Source organism: Ensifer sp. ENS02 (assembly GCF_014851885.1).
Classification (GTDB): Bacteria; Pseudomonadota; Alphaproteobacteria; order Rhizobiales; family Rhizobiaceae; genus Ensifer; species Ensifer adhaerens.
Map to the genome: position 1 here is coordinate 1 of NZ_JACVAO010000021.1, position 16,890 is coordinate 16,890.

Sequence of the window (16,890 nt, forward strand, 5' to 3'; positions counted from 1 at the left end):
TCCGAATCCGCAACCGTCAGCCTCAGCGCATCCTCGACAAACCCGGGAAACGCCGCCTCGGACCGCAGATACAAAGGCGAAACAGGGCCCTCAATCGGTCGAGCGCCACGACGCGCGCCTTCTAGCGCGCCTGCAAACTGCGCCCCGCCTCGCCCCCCATAGGCCGTCGACGCCTGCAGCGCATCGCGGATCAGACGGAATGACCGGATCAAGTCTATCATGGTTCCTCAATTCGACAGTGATATCTGTCAATACGGCCATCTGAGCAATGAAATTATCGGCATCAGTCTGGCGCCAATGCCTGCACAACGAACGTCGCCTTGGAGGGCGCTCAGCATGGACGAATTGATTGATTGCATCTGCCGCGTCCGAAACGGCGGCGGAAACCGGTCATTCCCGCGGATTCGTCTCAATCTTGCTCCGATCCCGCATGGCCGGAAACGAATCCGAGGCCAAGATTCGCTCACCTTGTGGTGAGAGGCGAACCGGGCGCACGGTCTCGGTGCGGCCGCGCAAGTAGATCCGTTCAGCAGGCGGTTCAATGGATACGCTTCCAAGTGCCCGGTCCCGCCACCTTTGGGTGTTTGCGGGGAAATAATCGCCGCGCCGTTCCAGCCCGGAGATATAGGCAGGTATGTCTGCGACCATCCTGACATCGGTATTTTTACCTCCAGGAACACGCACGATCCACGCATCGGCATCATCCTGCCCAACGCCATAGATGCGGTCAGCTTGCTGGACTTTGACGTGCCAGCTGGGATCGCCTGGATAGCGAACCTCCCTGCTGCCACGGTCGAAGAACTGCGTGACACGTGTCGGTGAATTGTACGAAATCGGCCTGTTGATCTCCAGCGCAGTGATTTCGATCGGCACGCCTTTGGCAGCCGCATTCAGAGTGATCCAATGGAGAGCGACGTTGGCCAAATCACCTGGCTCGCCTCCGCCGACATCCCCATGGCCGCCGATGAACGCCCGTTCGGTACGCTTGGGGTCGGCGTTGGGATGGTGCTGATGGCGCTCAATTGATTCGACCGGGAACACGGTCCTGCCTTCATGCAGCGCCACCGCATGCCAGGTGAACTCGACCTCGTCGGGCACCCGAAGCATCCGGGATCGGATGCCTTGCCCGAGATGGTTGCCGGCCACGGTGTCCATCAACATAAGGCTTCTTAGATGAAGACCTTCCGCCTTCCCTTCCCGGATCCACCGCGCCAGCATGTTTGCCAATGCCCGCGCGTTTGCAGCGCCGCGCGAAAAGCCGACGATATCAAGACTGACCGGTCCCATCGCTAAATAGGGGGCCAGGTATTGCTCGGCGCTTCGCGCGCGCGCCAACCATCCGCGCCCTGTCAAAGCACCAAAATTGGGCATCACACCGGTCGTTCCAATGCCATTGTAGTAGCCGACATCCCCTTGATAGCGCGTCGCGATGTCGATGGTGTTCGATGCATAAGGGGAGTTCCAGGATTTCATGGTGCCGTCGAAAGCGAGAAGGACGTCACGCGATCGACGACGGCGAATTGCCATCGCCGGGTTTTCTGCCGAGGCCGTTTCCCACCGCCACGTTTCCGCGTTCGGGCTAAACCGGAATACCTTGTCTGGCTTGGATGCACAGACATCGTCTCCAAGTGATTGTTTCGGCGCAGCCGGCATCTCGATGAGGATCGCGAGCCTTTCGGGCACATCCCTCATCGTGTCCGCCTCGGCCCTGAAATGCCGCGCGCCAAGGGCAGCCCAGCCTCGCCCCCCCGGAGCGGATGCCGGCATGACGCTCTCTTCAATCCCGTTGGAAACGCTCTTACCGGCCAGTTCTTTGAGGAACTGAGCGCGCTTTCGACGATCATAAACCCAATTCGCCAGTCCGGATCCGTGCGAAAGGAGCTGCGATGGTGGAAGCTCTCTTGGTTTCTTGAGTTTTGTTGTCTGCCATTCCTGCGTGTACTGCGTCAAATAGTGATCGGCGTCCCTTAGAATGAGACTTTGGCTCATTCCCAAGTCCATCATTCTGAGCTGTTCAATCAGGAACGCGGCGGTATCCGTCACGACGGCACGCGAGACATGATTTGGCGCCCAGATTGCCCGCGCCCAGAGCGTCGCTTGATTGATGACGTAGCGAACGGCTCTATCATGGGTCTCCGTGTGGCGCTCGTGTTGCTCTGCCCTTGTCAGCGATCCAAGTTTGACAGGGACTTCATCGACGATGAGAGGTAGCACTGCGTCTTCAAACGGCATGCATGCGGATGTCAGCCGGACAGCCGTTTCCGCGCCGTAAGCCTCGACGAGATATTTCCACCCCGTTTCGCCCCAACGCTCGGCAAGATAATCCAGCGGATCGACCTTGTTTCTATCTCCCATCTTTTCGAGCACGCCGATCGTGCTATCAAGCAGGCTACGGTAACGTCGACCGGTCATCACACCATTGAGCAATTCGGTCTCCAATTGCGCCCGCCAACCGCCGGCCGCATCGTCTCTTCCCCTTTGTTGATCCAAGGAGTTCGCGTTCCTAACATCTCGTGGCTTGCCGGGACCATCCTTAGCCACCTCGCGTAAGGGATTTTCGATCCTCCATGTCTCGGTTCCAAGGGCTGCGAGGACCTCGGTTGACGGGTCGACGGGCACAACCTTTCCTGGCGACATTGCCGCATCCGCGAACGGGCGCTCCTTTGCCGCTGTCGGCGGCGGCCGCCATTGTCTGTTTTCCGGCTGAGTGATGCCATGCTTGGCCAGCGGGAGGATCGGGAGGGTGGTCTCCAATGGGCCCGGTCGAATGGTCTGTTCGCCCAGTGCGGCGCTACCTTTGCGGCCTACGCCTTTCGGGCGCGGCTTTGCGATCTTTTCGGCCACTGTCGGCGCCGCGATGCCAGCGCCTATATCGAGAAGGCCAAGCACCGCATAAAGAATGGCTTCCGATCGCTGGGAATCGTTGAGACCCGGATTGAACGCGGCAACAGTCTGTGCGGTGGTATCGTAACCGCCAACGATCGCGCTGCTCACACCGAGTGCCTGGGACGTGGTCTGCAAAGCGCCGGCCACCCGCGCCGCTGAAGGACTGAATAGGCGCCCCAGCCAGCCAGCCGCCAGCCGAGTGCCGCCGGCCCCGACGCCGAGCCCCATGGCTGACAATGAAACTGCATAGCCTGCAATTGTCGGGTTTTCGAAAGGGTTCAGCGAGCGACCGTGGTGGTATTCGAGATAGCTGCCCTTGACGATACGGTAGCCACCGTAAGCCATCGTTCCACCGACGATGATCCAGCCGAACGGCGATGTGACGGGTATCGCGGCGAGGACGCCGCCGACTGTGCCGACGACCGCGGCAACCACGTCTCCCGTGGTTTCGACCTTTTCCTGTTCGGAGGGCACATAGGCGGCTGTTTCAACGTAATTCACCTTGCCGTGTTCGTCCCGCTTCAAGGTCAGATCTGGTGGCGCATAAAAGCGTTCGTCTTCGCCCCGGCCGGCTCCTTTGTCTTGCAGGAATTCTGCAATATCCTTGTAGATGCTTCCATCGGGCCCGATATGCTGTGTTTGGCCGTCCGCGCCTTTAAACTTGAGGAACATGAAATGCCGAACTCCGCCCTGCCGCTCTCCAGCAAGGACGGCAGGCACGAGATCGAATTCAAGTCTGGCACCATCCTTCAATCCCGCTTGGCGAATGTTGGCGCGTGCCTGGGTGACGGCATAGGCGGCCTGTTCGTCCAGCATCGGCGCGGAATTCAACGTCGCCGAAGGAATGCTGTCGAATTCCCGGCCAAGCGCGCCCGACAGCGTTCCTGAATCGGCAAGAGAGAGCCCTTCGATGTATCCCATCGCGGTCGCGAGATACCAATCCAACTCGTTTCCAATCGTCGCCTCGATCTGACCCCGGGCATTTCTCGGAAGAGCGGCGAGGCCGTCTGCGACGCGGTCAAAGCCTCGCTGTAATCGCGCTTTGTCGTTGAACACGTACGCCGCCTTGGCCCGATCCATGTCGGCGGCGGTGATACGCTGCGAAACTGGAAGCCCTGTCAGGAAGTCCGCATAGTCGCGGTCGCTTGCAAGGTCGAGGACCTCGTTCTGCACTGCCTTGAGTTCCTCCTTCAGGGACTTCAGGTTCGATCCGCCAGTCCGTGTGCTGTCGCGCTCCGCCTGCTGGACAAGTTCCCCAAGGCGATCGCGCCTTTTCGTTGAGAGATCGAGATTGATCTCGATCTTCGTTTTTTGAGCGTTGAGGACATGATCCCTCGAGGCCGCGCGCCGACCAAGCAGTTCTTCCCACTTCGGGGAGAATTGATAGACCTTACGCAAGGCCTCATGATCAAGCAGATCCAGTACAGGCCGCAGTGTCAGGGACGTGGGCGACGGGCCGCCAATTTGCGAAAGCAACGTTTGCCGCTCACGCCGCACCTGAGCTTCAACCTGACTGCCATGCAGGTAATCGTGAATTTGTCCGATTTGGAACCGCGTAATTTCGGCCTCGACGCGTGCGTCCTCTTCTTCTGCGCTCGCCAGCACAAAATCAGCCTGTGCCGATCTTGTCCGCGCCCGCAATTCGGCGGCGCGCGCGGCAGTTCCTGGCATCGCTTCCTGGTCATTGGCTTCGGCCATTCGCTGGTCGACGAGCGCGCGTTCGGCGCGATACAATGCAACCATCTTGTTGCGCTCGGCCGTTCGGATTTCAAGCTCGCCTCGCACCTCGACAAGTGCACCTTCATAGTGCTCCAGTGCTTCTTCGAACTCGTTGAGATGTTGATCGTCAACATCCAGATCACCGCTGCTGGCCGGCGGCTTCGGGGGGTTACGCTCCAATCTGATGCAATCGAGTTGACGTTGGTTGATTTCCGTCTGCTTCACTGTCAGTTGCGCGAGCGCCGTATTTGCTCCAACGGCGTGCTCCCAGGCCGCCTCCAACAGGCTTGCGCGCCTGTTTGCCTTTTCTCGATCGAGACCTGCCACCTGCAACGATCTGCCGACGTCAGGCATACCGATGCTCGACGCGCTAACGCGAAGCACAGATGCAATCTTGGATTGTGTCGATCTGAGGCTGTCGTGATAGACTGGATCGGCAGCAAATACCTCCAGTCGAGCCCAGTGTTTCCAAATCTGACCGCTGTCGGCTTCTTGTCGCGCTGCGGCGAGGTCAGCCTCGGTCTGAGCGAGCAAGGTCACGGGTGAATCTGGTGTCAAATCTCGAAGCCTCGCCGCCCTTTGCGCGAGAGCCGGCACAATCTTCTTGTCGAGTTCAAGCTGCGCCGCCCAGATGTAAACGCTGGTACGCGCCTCGGTCGTCTGCTCGTCGGCAATCACAGCCGTCGCTGAGCGATGGGCGGACGATGTGGCCGATCGCTCCTGCAGCAAAGCCACCGCGCGTTGATCATAGGCGCTGCTCAAAGGCGTGCGAGCCGAGTGGGTGCCGTCCCGAATGGAGCTGGTGTCGAGCGCTTTTTCAAGGCCGGCAAGCCAGAACGCTCGCGCGGACACTGGTATCGAGCGGTCGTCTGCCAACCGCGCCAGGCGCGTGAGACCAGCCGCCCGGCGCTCTGGAACCACATCATCGATCAAGGCGGACGCGGCCGAATAGGCGTCCTGTTCAACGGTCCCTTGTACGCCTAGCAGTGTCAGTTCGGCGGCATTTCGCTGCGAAGCGGTCGCGTGGTTCAAACCCGCGAGTTCGCGTTCGGCAGCCCTATAGTCGGCCTGCCATTCCAGTATTTTCACGGTCGGGGCGATTCCCGGCGATCCCGGACGATCCGCATCGCGGCGGCTCGGTGGGAGCCGCGGCGCAGTCGGTGTCGCCATTTCCATCAACAACATTTGCGGCGACACCGGGCCTTCCGCCGTGTGACGTGTTGGCCCCGCCTGCGGGCGCACCCCCTCAATCGCGCTCGCAAACTGCGCCACACCTTTCTCATCGTATGCCGTCGACGACCGCAGCCTTTCCTCGATCAGCTGCATCGCGCGTATCAGACCTATCATGTCTTGTGAGCTCCGCCGTCATCTCGAACGGCTATTTACCACCTCACATCTGTGATGTCATTCAATGTTCACACATTTTTCTGTGCATGTGAACCTTCATGATATCTCGCGCGCGCAGATTCGGCGCCCTCGACCTTGAGTGCGCTGGTCATCGGACCTGATCCGCTTCGTCCGCACAAGCTCTCCGATAGTAAGTCGGGCGTCTAGCCTGTGCAGACGTGTATCCGCGTTCTTCGCGACCGCAAGGACCTGGCACCTTGGTATCTCTGGTCACTTGCGACGGGAAGCAGCGAAACTGCCTGACGGGTACTGGGCTGAGCCTTCAGGGGTTCAACGATGTGCGCCAACCGAACTCGGTCAGATCTGGCTGTCTGTCTTTGAAAGCGGGTTCAAATCCGTCTTCCCACGGGAAGTTCCCTTGTCGATCCGGCCACACGATCTGGAAGCAAGGGAAATCGTTGCCATGATAGAAAAACCGGCTCCATCCCATAAACTCTTTGTAACGTCGCTTGGCGACCGGGAACACAAATGCGGGGAGCCGGGCAAATGCTTTGTCGGTTCGCGCACCTGGCTGAAGTTGGCTTCCGCTTCTGGCGATATTGTAGAGGCCCCAAAGCACATCGTGTGCAACGTCCCGCTTAAGTCCGAACACGATGAGTTCCGGATGCTCAGCCGTTATCCACATTCCGGTTGAATAGCTGAAGCCAGGCCCCTCGGAGTCTTCAAAGACGTGGGTATCAAACCACCCATGTTGTCGAATCTGGGCCACGAACCTTTGCTCGTTTTGATCAAGAGACCCGATGGGTTGGTCCAGGGCGGTTCTTATCTTCATGAGTGCCTCGCTTCCCGCGGCAACCTTCATCGCCCCCTGGCCGGCTAACTTAGATGCGCCTATTTACTCCATTCCGCGCATTGATCCTTGAGTGTAAGGCCGAACATAGAGGCTCGCTGTTCGGCCGCCACCCCAGTTTGCCCCCATTTGCCGGCGATGCCTGCCTGCTCGGAAGCATCCCCCTGCGAAACATCGTCAGCGGCCGGCAAGCCATTAATCACTTCGGTCAGGCGCCTTTCAGCATCTTCGACTGCGTCTTCTTGAAGAAGCCCCTTGTCGTGACAATAGCGAAGCAAGCCAATCCTGTTTCTGAGGGACAAGTAGACTGACTGATCCACAGCGATTGCCGGGCCCATTTCGGTCACGAAAAAAATCATAGTGGCAAAGCCAAAAACAAGGCGCCTGATCCACATCCGCATGTCTCCTTCCGAACGTTTCGGTTTATTCGTTTGCATCGCTCATCCGCTTTCCATCAGACGCTGCATCGTTGAACCGGATATCTTCTTCGCGCGCGAGCCAAAGCTGCCAGGTACGGCCACCGAGGTCGTGGTCCAGCGAAGCGTATTTGTCGAACTTCATCAGCTCAGCATGGCAGCGCGGAAGCTCGCAAGCCGGGATGTGAGGAAACAGGTGATGCACCAGATGAAAGCAATCATTTCGAGGAAACAAGAGAGCTCTCAGTATCGGGTTCTTGACGATCGAGTTTCTGGTTTGCAGCAGCTCGTCATCATGGTGAAACAAACCACCGTGATCGAGAGCATCCCCCCAGTAGGAAATCATCTGCAAGGCCGTTGCGTAGGGGACCACGATGTATCCTATGAGGACCCACGTCGCATAGGACTGAAAGCCAAGCGTCAATGGTAAGAACACAAAGGTTGAGACATACAAAATTCGCAGTGCGTTGAAGAATAGTCCCTCACCCCTTTTGAACACTGTTCGGCCGATGTATTCCGGTACATGCTGTAGCGTAATCGACGTGAGGAAGTGCCTAATGATTGTGGGCCTATCGATCTCCTCGTGGAACCGAAATCGTTTAAGGCCCTTGAAGTCGAGGTCCTTCTCGTAGTCGCCTGTGTGCCGGTGATGCGACAAGTGAACCTCGCGATATGCATCGAATGAATAAAACATCGGAATGGACAGCAGCCGACCAATATGATTGTTCCAGTTCCGGTCTGACGTGAATGCAAAGTGCGTGCATTCATGGATAATGTTCGACAGCGCTCGGTACCGCGTTCCAATGAATAGTACGGCCGCAACATAGGCGAGACAGCCCAGATAAATATTAGCGTCGAACGCCACTACAGAGGCCCAGGCCGGAATAAAAACGGCACCGACCTGTGTTAGTATGATCAGGACTGCTTCTAGGCGCCCATTTTTCCTGTTCGCTGCCTTGAGCCGCACAGCGAATTCTCTGCGAATTTCATTGCCATAAGACATAAAACTCTCCTGATTGCCGCTGTTTGGACGTCGTCGGCGCTCGCCCCGAATTCATCGCATCAGCCTCGATTTTCCAATAAGGGCGCCGACCGCACAAAGGGGCAGAACCATCACTGTCAATCTTGTGCATCACGCCACTGAATGTTTTATGACGACAATTGATATTATGTGCTCAAGTGTGAGATAACCTGTCAAGCGCCAACCTCAATTCTCGGCCCTATTTCAATTCGATTACTCACAAATCCGTTTCGCGATTGCCTGAAAGGCGGATCATATGATATCACGAGTCGTATTCCCGACTGAAGCAACCAGGGAAGCTTATGCACGTGTTTTGTGAGGGAATCTTCTATGCCCGGAAGTTTGGGATGGATGGGTGTCGATGTCTTTCAGCCCCCGATCGGCGCCACCCGTGGCCCATCTGCGTGTCGCGGCGGTCGCCCCATGTGTCGTCACAATCGCATCCAGAAAAATGGAGCAGTCCTATGATCGATGATTTCGCCGACCGCGCGCTCATCTTACGCAACAGGGCCAACATCAGTGACGAGCCGTCACAGGTGCATGCATTCAATGCCGAGTTGGCAAAACATGGTGCGTTGACAGAGCTTCGGCGAAAATTGCCGGAGGCTAAGGGCGCGTGCATTGCACTAGGCCAAAACTCTCCCGCCGACCAGGCCGGTGTGTGACATTGCGACAATATGGTCATATCAGATCGATGACTTTACTTGGCCGATGCCTAGCGGGTTCCTCGGACCATCCAAACTCGTCGATTTCGAGCGAATCGACATACTGGGTTTGAATGGTCAAGTATGGGGCCGTTGAAATAGACCCGACCGAAATGGCAGTCAAAGTCTATGGAAAAAGGAACGAACCGGTGGCGCAAATCGACAATTTTGAGGACGCGGACGACATTTCTTTCAAATGGTTCGACAGGCTGGATCCCAATTGGAGAGGTGAGAGCGTCCATGGGATCCCTGGCGTCGAATATATAGATAAAGACTTTAACTCCACTGTCCAGGATCGCGGGGAACTACCATCAGTTACGCGGGTGTTCGTGGAGAAGGACAACGTTGTCGTCTCGATGACCACGCCGTTCGGCAGGGAGATGGCAATTCACCGGCTTGCAGTGGACGTCGATCAAAAGGAAAACCGCATCGCGCTGAGGCAAGTGCCCAATGCGATACCGTATTCGTACACGCCGGACAACAGGCTTGGATGCTAACCTGAATGAAGGCTACGAGCCCGGCGGCGATATGCGCGGCGTTTCAGCACAAACGCAAGCGAAGCGGTGGGCGGTTGGTCGACGAATGGAAGGCGAAACCAGGGAGAATGACATGGCTATAACGCGAAGTGAGTTTGACGGCGGGAAGTGGTCTGCGGTCAGACCTAACGAAACGGCAGATCCAATCTGGGAGAAGGATTTTGTCGAGGTCAAAAAATCTCGCTGCTGCGGTTCTGAGGATCGAGGGACTGAATGCGGCCGGCCGAATCCAGCAGATGATCGCGAAGTCGTTGTTTTTAAGAGCAAAGGTTTCCAGGATTGGTTTTACGTCGAAGCGCAGGTCGGGTCCCATCGCGAGGCCGACGATCCAGCCATTTCAGTTTTCGATAAGGATCACAACCTGATTGTGAGGTTCGACAATCGGTTAAATGACACGAAAGGGCCAAGCTTCGAAGCCTACCCAGGCTCGCTGACGCATGACACATCTATTGTCCGCGACGAGCATCGAAACACTGCGGTTGAGTATCAAGCAAAGCTTCCGGATACATCAGGAACCATAGGGGATGTCTCTATTCACTTGTCTGCTCGCTCCGATAAGACATTGGGATTCATCGCAATTGAAGCGGGCGGGCAGAGAAGTGAGTTCTGGCCTACCCAAACCCGTTTGCCAGACCCGTTGGTGCGGTTGACAAATCCGCGGGGTCCCCTGCCAGAAGGGTTCTCAAGTGGGTCCTTTTCTGAGAGCCCCAACATAGGCATATTGGTCGGGACGTTCAAAGGAGACTGGTAGTCCCGACCGGCTCCGCCCCATGTTTCTGTCACAGATCGTCTAGCCGGTTACCTTATCTGTAAACCGTCGCCGATGGCGTGGCCTGGTCAGTCATTTAGATCGCGGACACTGGGTCAATCGGGCCTTCGAAATAATAGGTCGAAGGTGGTATCGGTTCTATCGGCAACATTGCGCAAGTCGAAACCAACACGTAATGAAGCATCACGAAACCAGTTAGGAACGAGCAAAGCGCTGGCAGTCGCTGATTGTGTTAACGAGTGCAGCCACGCGCGCGCGCGACCGGATCAAGACAGAATGGATAAAAAAGCTCTTCTGGAACCGCGAAAGGCAGCATCGCAGCAGCGTTCGCGCGCTACGATTGAAGCTTTGGTCGAAGCGACTGCCCGTGTACTCATCAGAGAAGGTTTTGATCAGGCCAATACAAATCGGATCGCTCAAGAGGCCGGCGTGAGTATCGGTTCTCTTTATCAGTATTTTCCGAGCAAGGAGTCGCTTGTCGTTGCTGTTATCGAGCGCCACAAGGGTGAGATGGTCGACGTGCTGCGGCGCACACTCGACAAGGTGGCATCCATGCCCATTGACAGGGCCGTGCGCGAATTGATCAAGACGATGATCGAGGCGCATCGTGTGAATCCGGGTCTCCACCGTGTCTTGGTCGAGGAAACACCCCGAACGGGGCGACTCGGCGCAATTGATAGCTTTGACAATGAGTTTTATGAGCTGATCAGAGCCTATCTCGAACAGCACAAAACAAGTCTCCGACCGATGGATTTGGAACTTGCTACTTACATCTGCGTCCGGGTCACTGAAGCGCTCACGCACGGAGCGGTAGTAGAGAGCCCCGAAAGGCTGAACGAGGGACGCGTTGAGACGTTCATCGACGAGGTGACAACATTGATAACACGGTATCTGGCATAGCATTCTACGGCAATGACGTGATTTGCGAGTATACGCTCCATTTCTGGCTGTCGCTTGTGATCCTTGTGACCGCTCAGCCACGCATTTGCATGGAACACCCGGCGCATCATTGCGAACTTTTGCGCCTTCCTGAACGCGAGTAGATTTTTGCGAGCAATAGCTCACAATATGAAAACGCGAGGGCGGTCCAATCCGGCCTTTCGCGATATCAAATCTCCAATCAGCGGTTGAGCAACGGCTGCCCGACGCTCCAGTCAAAGGTTATGACAGATGTACGGAAACATCCTGATGGTTCATGCCAGTGCGATGGGCATGGCATTCCTGCTGTTTGTAGCGAGGGAAGTTCTTTTCATTTCAGCCTGGCGCGGACAAATCAGAGCCGCAAAGGTGGCGCTGATCGCCAACAAGTTGGCAGGCCTGCTGATCGGCATTGGAATCGCCGGCGGTATTGCACTCGTCATTTTGGGAAGCTGGCCGATTTTGACGCCATGGCTTTTGACATCGTTCACCCTAATTGCCATTTTGATGGCTGTGGAGCGCAAGTTCGTTGGCCCATGGACGGCACAGGTACATCCAGCGCTTCTCGGCTCCGACAAATGGGAAGTTCAAAGATTTTTTGGGGACAAGCGCGCCTTGTGCGGCCGCCTGACGACGATTGGTCTTTTTGCTCTGTTAATAGCATTGATGACGATCAAACCCGATCTAGCCGCCATTTTCGGCGCATAGTGCAGGGCAATCGGTTCTTTAAGCGTCCGGTGTTGACGCGATTGATGGACCAGTTGCGAGAATGCCTTGATTGCCTCCGATCGCCGAACTTGCGGGCCTTCACCGCTTGGATTCCGGCTTTGGTTGTTCGGCGATCAGTGCCCATTCACGCTGCAGGACTGCGTCGAGGACCGTTTGGGTGCTCGGCGGGCGCGCCGGGCAAGGTCGAAGGGCACTGTAAACTTAAGACGCATCGTCAAAGTTCTCGCGAGCTCTCTTTATTTCAGGCCTCCTCGAGGCGTGCGATCTCGTTCCACATGTGCATGGCAGCGGCTCGCAATTCGCGATGGTGATGTGATGGAATGTCGTTGCGCGGAATGTGGAACAGGTTGGCAATCGGGTCGTGGATGGAGACAAAGCGTTGAAGGCAGAAGCCGATTTGAAGCGCTTCATGATCCTCTCCCTTCGTCGGATCGGCTGATGCGAATTCTCTGCCCGGTTATTCAAGCCCTTGTGGGAGCGATGTTCAACACCCGGCATGATCTGGCGCCTGGCTGCGCCGTAAGATCGAAGCTTGTCGGTGATCATTACGCGAGGTGATCGGCCTTGCCCTTTCAGGAGCTTTCGCATGATATGGCTATACATGGTTTTGCGGCCGGTTTGCCGATCACGAAAGCCGAGCCAGGCCCACCTACCGCATCCGTCACGTTGCTGGTGTCGCGATGGAATGCGACTATGCCGGCCATACGATCCCGATCATCGATCCATCCACCGGCGAGATCCGCGCAGCGCAAATCTATGTCGCGGTGCTGAGCGCGTCGCAACTGACATTCGCCTATGCAAGCTTCAGCCAGAAGCTGCCCGATTGGATCGAAGCGAACCAGCGGGCCTTCAGCTACTTCGGCGGCGTGACGAAGACGACGATCTGCGACAACCTTAAGTCTGCCGTCGCCAAGGCTCTTTGGTTCGAACCGACACTGAATGCGACGTTTGCCGCTTTCGCCGAGCATTACGACACGACTGTGGTTCCGGCACGCCCTCGGCATCCTCGCGACAAACCCTCCGCTGAAGGGACGGTTTTAATCGTCGAGAGGTGGGTGCTGGCCAGACTGCGAAACGAGCGGTTCTTCAGCCTTGTCGATCTCAATATCCGCATCAGCGCCTTGATCGAAGACCTCAATAGCCGGACGATGCGGCGGTACGGCAAATCTCGCCGCGCTTTGTTCGATGAAGTCGAACGCTCTCAGCTCAAACCATTGCCTTCAACGCCGTTTGAGTATGCGGAATGGAAGATCGCCAAGGTGCATCCCGACTATCACGTCGAGGTCGACGAGATCTTCTATTCCGTGCCGCATGGGCTGATCGGAAGACGGGTCGATATCAGGTTGACCTATCGGGCGGTTGAGATCTTCGTTGATCATAAACGGATCGCCAGCCACATCCGAAGCTCGCAGCGCTCGGGCCACGTCACCGTCAATGAACATATGCCCAAGGCTCACCAGCGCTACGCAAACACGACGCCCCACTTGTTGCGCCGTGAAGCAGCGAAGGTGGGGATCAATACGGCGACGTTTATCGAACGTCTCCTCAGTAATCGTCCCCACCCGGAACAGGGCTACCGATCTGCTCAAGGCATTCTTTCCCTGGCGCGTCGCTACCATTCCGATCGGCTGGAACTGGCTTGCGAACGGGCACTGATGATCAACGCGCTGAGCTATTCGTCTGTCGCCAACATTCTCAGATCTGGTCTCGATCAGGCTCCGGCCATGACCGAGGCTGTGAAGCCGGCGCCGCCGCACGGCAATATCCGCGGCAAAACCTACTATCAATAAAAGGACATTAGATGCTGACACATCCGACACTTGAGCAAATGAATGCGCTTGGCTTGGCTGGTATGGCAACAGCCTATCACGAGCTCCTCGAGCAGGCTCATGGAAATGATCTGAGCTTCGACGAACGACTGGGGTTGATGCTTGACCGCGAGATCGCCCTCAGAACGGACCGAAGACTGACAAACCGGCTCGCCACCGCCAAACTCCGTTTTGCCAACGCTTCCATTGAAGACATCGATTTTGCAGTGCATCGGGGCCTGGATCGCCGCAACGTCCTGTCTCTGACGCAGGGAGCATGGCTCAAAGCAAATGAGAATCTGATCCTAACGGGCCAGACGGGCACTGGAAAGACGTGGATCGCATGTGCCTTTGCACGCCAGGCGGCCCGCCTCGACCACTCTGTCCTCTATGTGCGCATGCCGCGTTTGTTTGAGGATCTCGCGCTTGCCAGACTAGACGGGCGCTTCCCACGGCTCATCGACAAGCTTGCACGCGTTCATCTGCTGGTACTCGATGATTGGGGAACCCATACCTTGAACGATCGGCAGCGCCTCGATCTGCTGGAAATCTTTGAGGAGAGATATCGGCGGAAATCCACTCTAATCACGGCCCAGCTTCCCGTGGCCGCCTGGCATGAGATGATCGGCGAGGCAACTTTAGCGGATGCGATCCTGGACCGTATTGTTCACAACGCGCACCGCATAACGCTCGAAGGCGACAGCATGCGGAAGCGGAAAACACCAGCGCTCTTGACCAGCGCCGAAATAACCGAAATCAATCACCCTGACAGCAACCAGGCTGGCGGAACTCGATCGAGCCCGCTGTCCGCGACTTAGCGAAATGCTTGTCCGCGACTTGCCGAAATCGCTGTCCCGGTTCATCGAAATCCGCAGTGAGCACACGTCCAGACGCAGAACTCGTGAACACCATGCTCGATGCCGCAATCGAAACGATCAGCCTTTCCGAGCGGCCAGTTGTGCACTCTGATCGAGGTGCCCATTATCGCTGGCCTGGCTGGCTGTCGCGCATGCACAATGCGCAGCTGGGCCGCTCCATGTCACGCAAAGGGTGCTCACCGGATAACTCAGCCTGCGAGGGCTTCTTTGGACGGCTAAAAAACGAGATGTACTACCATCGCGACTGGATCAATACGACGCTTGACGACTTCATGCAGCACGTGGACTCCTATATCCGTTGGTACAACCAGCATCGCATAAAAATCTCACTCGGTGGCCTTAGCCCCGCGGAATACCGTCGGAACCTCGGAATTGCAGCATAAGCAGTCCAAGAATTCGTCCGCACCTCCTTTTGGGGAAAATTCCAGCGGCATTGACACACGGCGCACCGTCGATCTACAGGTAGGGCCAATCGCCCTCGATCGGCCGCTCGAGGAAGGCCTTCACCTTGCCGTCGATCTCCTCGCACAGCCGCGAGACCTGGCTTTTGGAGATACCGCTCATGCCCATTGCCTTGACCAAGTCGTCGACCGAGCGCGTCGATATGCCTTGGATATAGGCTTCCTGGATGACGGCAGTCAGCGCCTTCTCGGCCATGCGGCGGGGTTCGAGGAAGCCTGGAAAGTGGGAGCCCTTCCTGAGCTTGGGGATGCGCAGCTCGACCGTACCGGCCCGCGTCTCCCAGTCCCTGTCGCATTCGTTACGCTGGGCCAGCCGCAACGGGTCCTTCTCGCCATAGGCGGCGCCGGTGGCTGCGCCCACCTCCATTTCCATCCGCCGCTCGGCGGCAAAGCCGATCATCTCCCGCAGCAGATCGGCATCAGGGGTCTTCTCCACGAGCGTGCGCAGGTTCATCATGTCGTCGGTCATCGGTGGTCCTTCCGAAATGGGTTGGCGTCAACAACCAAACCCTACCGGAAAGCGCCGATGACCACCCACACGCCGCTCACTCGCTACAGCGCTACCAACGGCGCGCTCGCGAGCGGCTTCATTATCGCCGAGCTACACCAACTGATGGGACACGACCCGATCGCAAATAGAAAGTGAGAATCCGGCGAGCGGATTTTGCCGAATGCCACTCAGGCGAGTTCTGGCATTAGAACCGGCGTTGGGGGAACTTTAAAGCGATAAGCCCGCATAAAGCGGGCTCTCGGAAATTTAGTTGATTGTCGCGATCCACTCGCCGGATGCCGATTTGGCAAAGCCGATAATCCAGATCGATGGGCCGCGCCTCAGGAGATATTTTGATTGAAGTCATGCAGGAGACGCCCGGGCCTGAACCTGCTTTGTCGCACTGCCCAAGCGCCACCGATATGTCCGGCAGATCGTTTCGGTCCCAAACGAGCGGAGACGACGCGTCAGCTTTGCGGTAGGCCGCGGTTGCTTCGACCGCCGTCGGCGCTTCGACTTTCGGGATCGGGCAAAGGGACGGATCAGCGGAGATAGCCGCGACCAATTCGGCTTTTGAAATGGTCTGAGCCACCACACGTGGCTCGGAGGTCGCAAGATAGGTGCCCCCGGCTCCGGCCACGAGGCCGACGCTCGCGGCGATCGCTAAAAGGATGTTCTGGTTCATCAGCCTCTCACTTATGTTCTGAGGTTGAACCAGAAGCGTTCTTTGACGCCCTTGGCGTTTGGAATGTCGAAATACCAGGGATCCGAGCGCCGCAGCCGTGGAGACGTTACCTTCACCTTGCAGCCGTTGTATTTGTTGTCTCGATACCCGAGTTCGTCGTCATTGCTGCCGCTGCGGAGAATCTCCACGGTGGTACCATTCTTGTCGTTGGCTTCTCCATCACCATAGACACGGTTGAACTCGTCGCGCTCTTCGCATCTGTCCACGATGCGGACGCATCGATCATTTTTATCCCGCCGGAAGACACGGTCATCTTCATCGCTGCTCGAGGCGGGCCGAGAACCGACCGGGCAATCCTCGAACTCTTCGCGGCCAGGTTCGCCGGCCTTTGCCTGGTGGCATATGGGCCAATCGAACCCCGGTTTTGACATAGCGCGGATCAGTTTTTTCATCGGCGGGACGCAATAGGGCACGCCGTGCCACGATGGATTATGGGACGCCGCGCAAAGCAGAATCTGGCAGCCCCACTCTGCATCCTGCGCCTCGGCGGCCATTGGGGCGAATGCAAAAGCAGCGAGGCCGGCTGCGGCCAAAAGCAGAGGCTTCATGTCAGTTGGTCCTTTCTTCGTTACGGATCACCGGCCCTCGACCATCTATCGATCTGAAAGATCGT

The 16,890-nt window shown here is 57.1% G+C and carries 12 protein-coding genes and 5 pseudogenes; 8 read left to right on the top strand and 9 right to left on the bottom strand.

All coding sequences use genetic code 11. The features are described from left to right. From IB262_RS35765 to IB262_RS30525, 5 genes are all read right to left on the bottom strand, one after another. Nucleotides 1-221: hypothetical protein (locus tag IB262_RS35765; protein WP_210337735.1), on the bottom strand; the 221-nt coding region annotated here is incomplete at its 3' end. 169 nt (nucleotides 222-390) lie between these two features. After that, the gene (locus IB262_RS30510; RefSeq protein WP_192494118.1) at nucleotides 391-5,931 is read right to left on the bottom strand and encodes a DUF2235 domain-containing protein; all 5,541 of its coding nucleotides are present in this window, start codon (nucleotides 5,929-5,931) and stop codon (nucleotides 391-393) included. Nucleotides 5,932-6,274: 343 nt separating this feature from the next. Then, the gene (locus IB262_RS30515; RefSeq protein WP_210337737.1) at nucleotides 6,275-6,784 is read right to left on the bottom strand and encodes a DUF4262 domain-containing protein; all 510 of its coding nucleotides are present in this window, start codon (nucleotides 6,782-6,784) and stop codon (nucleotides 6,275-6,277) included. A 59-nt stretch (nucleotides 6,785-6,843) separates the two neighbouring features. Continuing rightward, nucleotides 6,844-7,197, bottom strand: coding sequence for a hypothetical protein (locus tag IB262_RS30520; protein WP_192494119.1), 354 nt, complete (start codon nucleotides 7,195-7,197; stop codon nucleotides 6,844-6,846). A 28-nt stretch (nucleotides 7,198-7,225) separates the two neighbouring features. Next, entirely contained in the window at nucleotides 7,226-8,221 is a 996-nt protein-coding gene (locus IB262_RS30525; protein ID WP_192494120.1) for a fatty acid desaturase, read from the bottom strand. 482 nt (nucleotides 8,222-8,703) lie between these two features. Here IB262_RS30525 and IB262_RS30530 point away from each other — a divergent pair, with 482 nt between their 5' ends. The 5 genes from IB262_RS30530 to IB262_RS30550 all read left to right on the top strand — a co-directional run bounded on the left by IB262_RS30530 (nucleotide 8,704) and on the right by IB262_RS30550 (nucleotide 11,874). Beyond that, nucleotides 8,704-8,904, top strand: coding sequence for a hypothetical protein (locus IB262_RS30530; protein WP_192494121.1), 201 nt, complete (start codon nucleotides 8,704-8,706; stop codon nucleotides 8,902-8,904). A gap of 152 nt (nucleotides 8,905-9,056) precedes the next feature. Continuing rightward, nucleotides 9,057-9,440 (top strand): hypothetical protein, encoded by a 384-nt coding sequence (locus IB262_RS30535; RefSeq protein ID WP_192494122.1) that lies wholly within the window; start codon nucleotides 9,057-9,059, stop codon nucleotides 9,438-9,440. Beyond that, a complete protein-coding gene (locus IB262_RS30540; RefSeq protein WP_192494123.1) occupies nucleotides 9,430-10,230 on the top strand; it encodes a hypothetical protein in 801 nt (266 codons plus the stop codon). Before IB262_RS30535 ends, IB262_RS30540 begins: the two co-directional genes overlap by 11 nt. A 294-nt stretch (nucleotides 10,231-10,524) precedes the next feature. After that, nucleotides 10,525-11,148: a TetR/AcrR family transcriptional regulator gene (locus tag IB262_RS30545; protein WP_192494124.1), complete on the top strand. Its 624-nt coding sequence runs from the start codon at nucleotides 10,525-10,527 to the stop codon at nucleotides 11,146-11,148. 270 nt (nucleotides 11,149-11,418) lie between these two features. Further along, nucleotides 11,419-11,874 (top strand): hypothetical protein, encoded by a 456-nt coding sequence (locus tag IB262_RS30550; protein ID WP_192494125.1) that lies wholly within the window; start codon nucleotides 11,419-11,421, stop codon nucleotides 11,872-11,874. Between the two features lie 262 nt (nucleotides 11,875-12,136). Here IB262_RS30550 and IB262_RS30555 read toward each other — a convergent pair. Further along, nucleotides 12,137-12,486: pseudogene (locus IB262_RS30555) on the bottom strand (DDE-type integrase/transposase/recombinase); the annotation flags it as partial. Here IB262_RS30555 and istA point away from each other — a divergent pair. The 3 genes and pseudogenes from istA to IB262_RS30570 form a co-directional block, all read left to right on the top strand. After that, a pseudogene (gene istA / locus IB262_RS30560) lies at nucleotides 12,486-13,685 on the top strand (IS21 family transposase); the annotation flags it as partial. The pseudogenes IB262_RS30555 and istA sit on opposite strands and share 1 nt — an antisense overlap. A gap of 11 nt (nucleotides 13,686-13,696) precedes the next feature. Then, on the top strand, nucleotides 13,697-14,521 hold the full coding sequence (gene istB, locus IB262_RS30565) for an IS21-like element helper ATPase IstB (protein WP_192494126.1): 825 nt from the start codon (nucleotides 13,697-13,699) through the stop codon (nucleotides 14,519-14,521). A gap of 50 nt (nucleotides 14,522-14,571) precedes the next feature. After that, nucleotides 14,572-14,964: pseudogene (locus tag IB262_RS30570) on the top strand (IS3 family transposase); the annotation flags it as partial. 76 nt (nucleotides 14,965-15,040) lie between these two features. Here the strand turns inward: IB262_RS30570 and IB262_RS30575 are convergent. The 3 genes and pseudogenes from IB262_RS30575 to IB262_RS30585 form a co-directional block, all read right to left on the bottom strand. Beyond that, a pseudogene (locus IB262_RS30575) lies at nucleotides 15,041-15,511 on the bottom strand (transposase); the annotation flags it as partial. Nucleotides 15,512-15,799: 288 nt separating this feature from the next. Then, a pseudogene (locus tag IB262_RS30580) lies at nucleotides 15,800-16,217 on the bottom strand (hypothetical protein). An 11-nt stretch (nucleotides 16,218-16,228) separates the two neighbouring features. Beyond that, nucleotides 16,229-16,825: a hypothetical protein gene (locus IB262_RS30585; protein ID WP_192494127.1), complete on the bottom strand. Its 597-nt coding sequence runs from the start codon at nucleotides 16,823-16,825 to the stop codon at nucleotides 16,229-16,231. Nucleotides 16,826-16,890: the final 65 nt, after the last annotated feature.

Excerpts from the sequence above, each read along its gene's own strand:
- IB262_RS30510 (WP_192494118.1), bottom strand. The coding sequence starts at position 5,931 with ATGCAGCTGATCGAGGAAAGGCTGCGGTCGTCGACGGCATACGATGAG.
- IB262_RS30515 (WP_210337737.1), bottom strand. The coding sequence starts at position 6,784 with ATGAAGATAAGAACCGCCCTGGACCAACCCATCGGGTCTCTTGATCAA.
- IB262_RS30520 (WP_192494119.1), bottom strand. The coding sequence starts at position 7,197 with ATGTGGATCAGGCGCCTTGTTTTTGGCTTTGCCACTATGATTTTTTTC.
- IB262_RS30525 (WP_192494120.1), bottom strand. The coding sequence starts at position 8,221 with ATGTCTTATGGCAATGAAATTCGCAGAGAATTCGCTGTGCGGCTCAAG.
- IB262_RS30530 (WP_192494121.1), top strand. The coding sequence starts at position 8,704 with ATGATCGATGATTTCGCCGACCGCGCGCTCATCTTACGCAACAGGGCC.
- IB262_RS30535 (WP_192494122.1), top strand. The coding sequence starts at position 9,057 with ATGGCAGTCAAAGTCTATGGAAAAAGGAACGAACCGGTGGCGCAAATC.
- IB262_RS30545 (WP_192494124.1), top strand. The coding sequence starts at position 10,525 with ATGGATAAAAAAGCTCTTCTGGAACCGCGAAAGGCAGCATCGCAGCAG.
- IB262_RS30550 (WP_192494125.1), top strand. The coding sequence starts at position 11,419 with ATGTACGGAAACATCCTGATGGTTCATGCCAGTGCGATGGGCATGGCA.
- istB (WP_192494126.1), top strand. The coding sequence starts at position 13,697 with ATGCTGACACATCCGACACTTGAGCAAATGAATGCGCTTGGCTTGGCT.
- IB262_RS30585 (WP_192494127.1), bottom strand. The coding sequence starts at position 16,825 with ATGAAGCCTCTGCTTTTGGCCGCAGCCGGCCTCGCTGCTTTTGCATTC.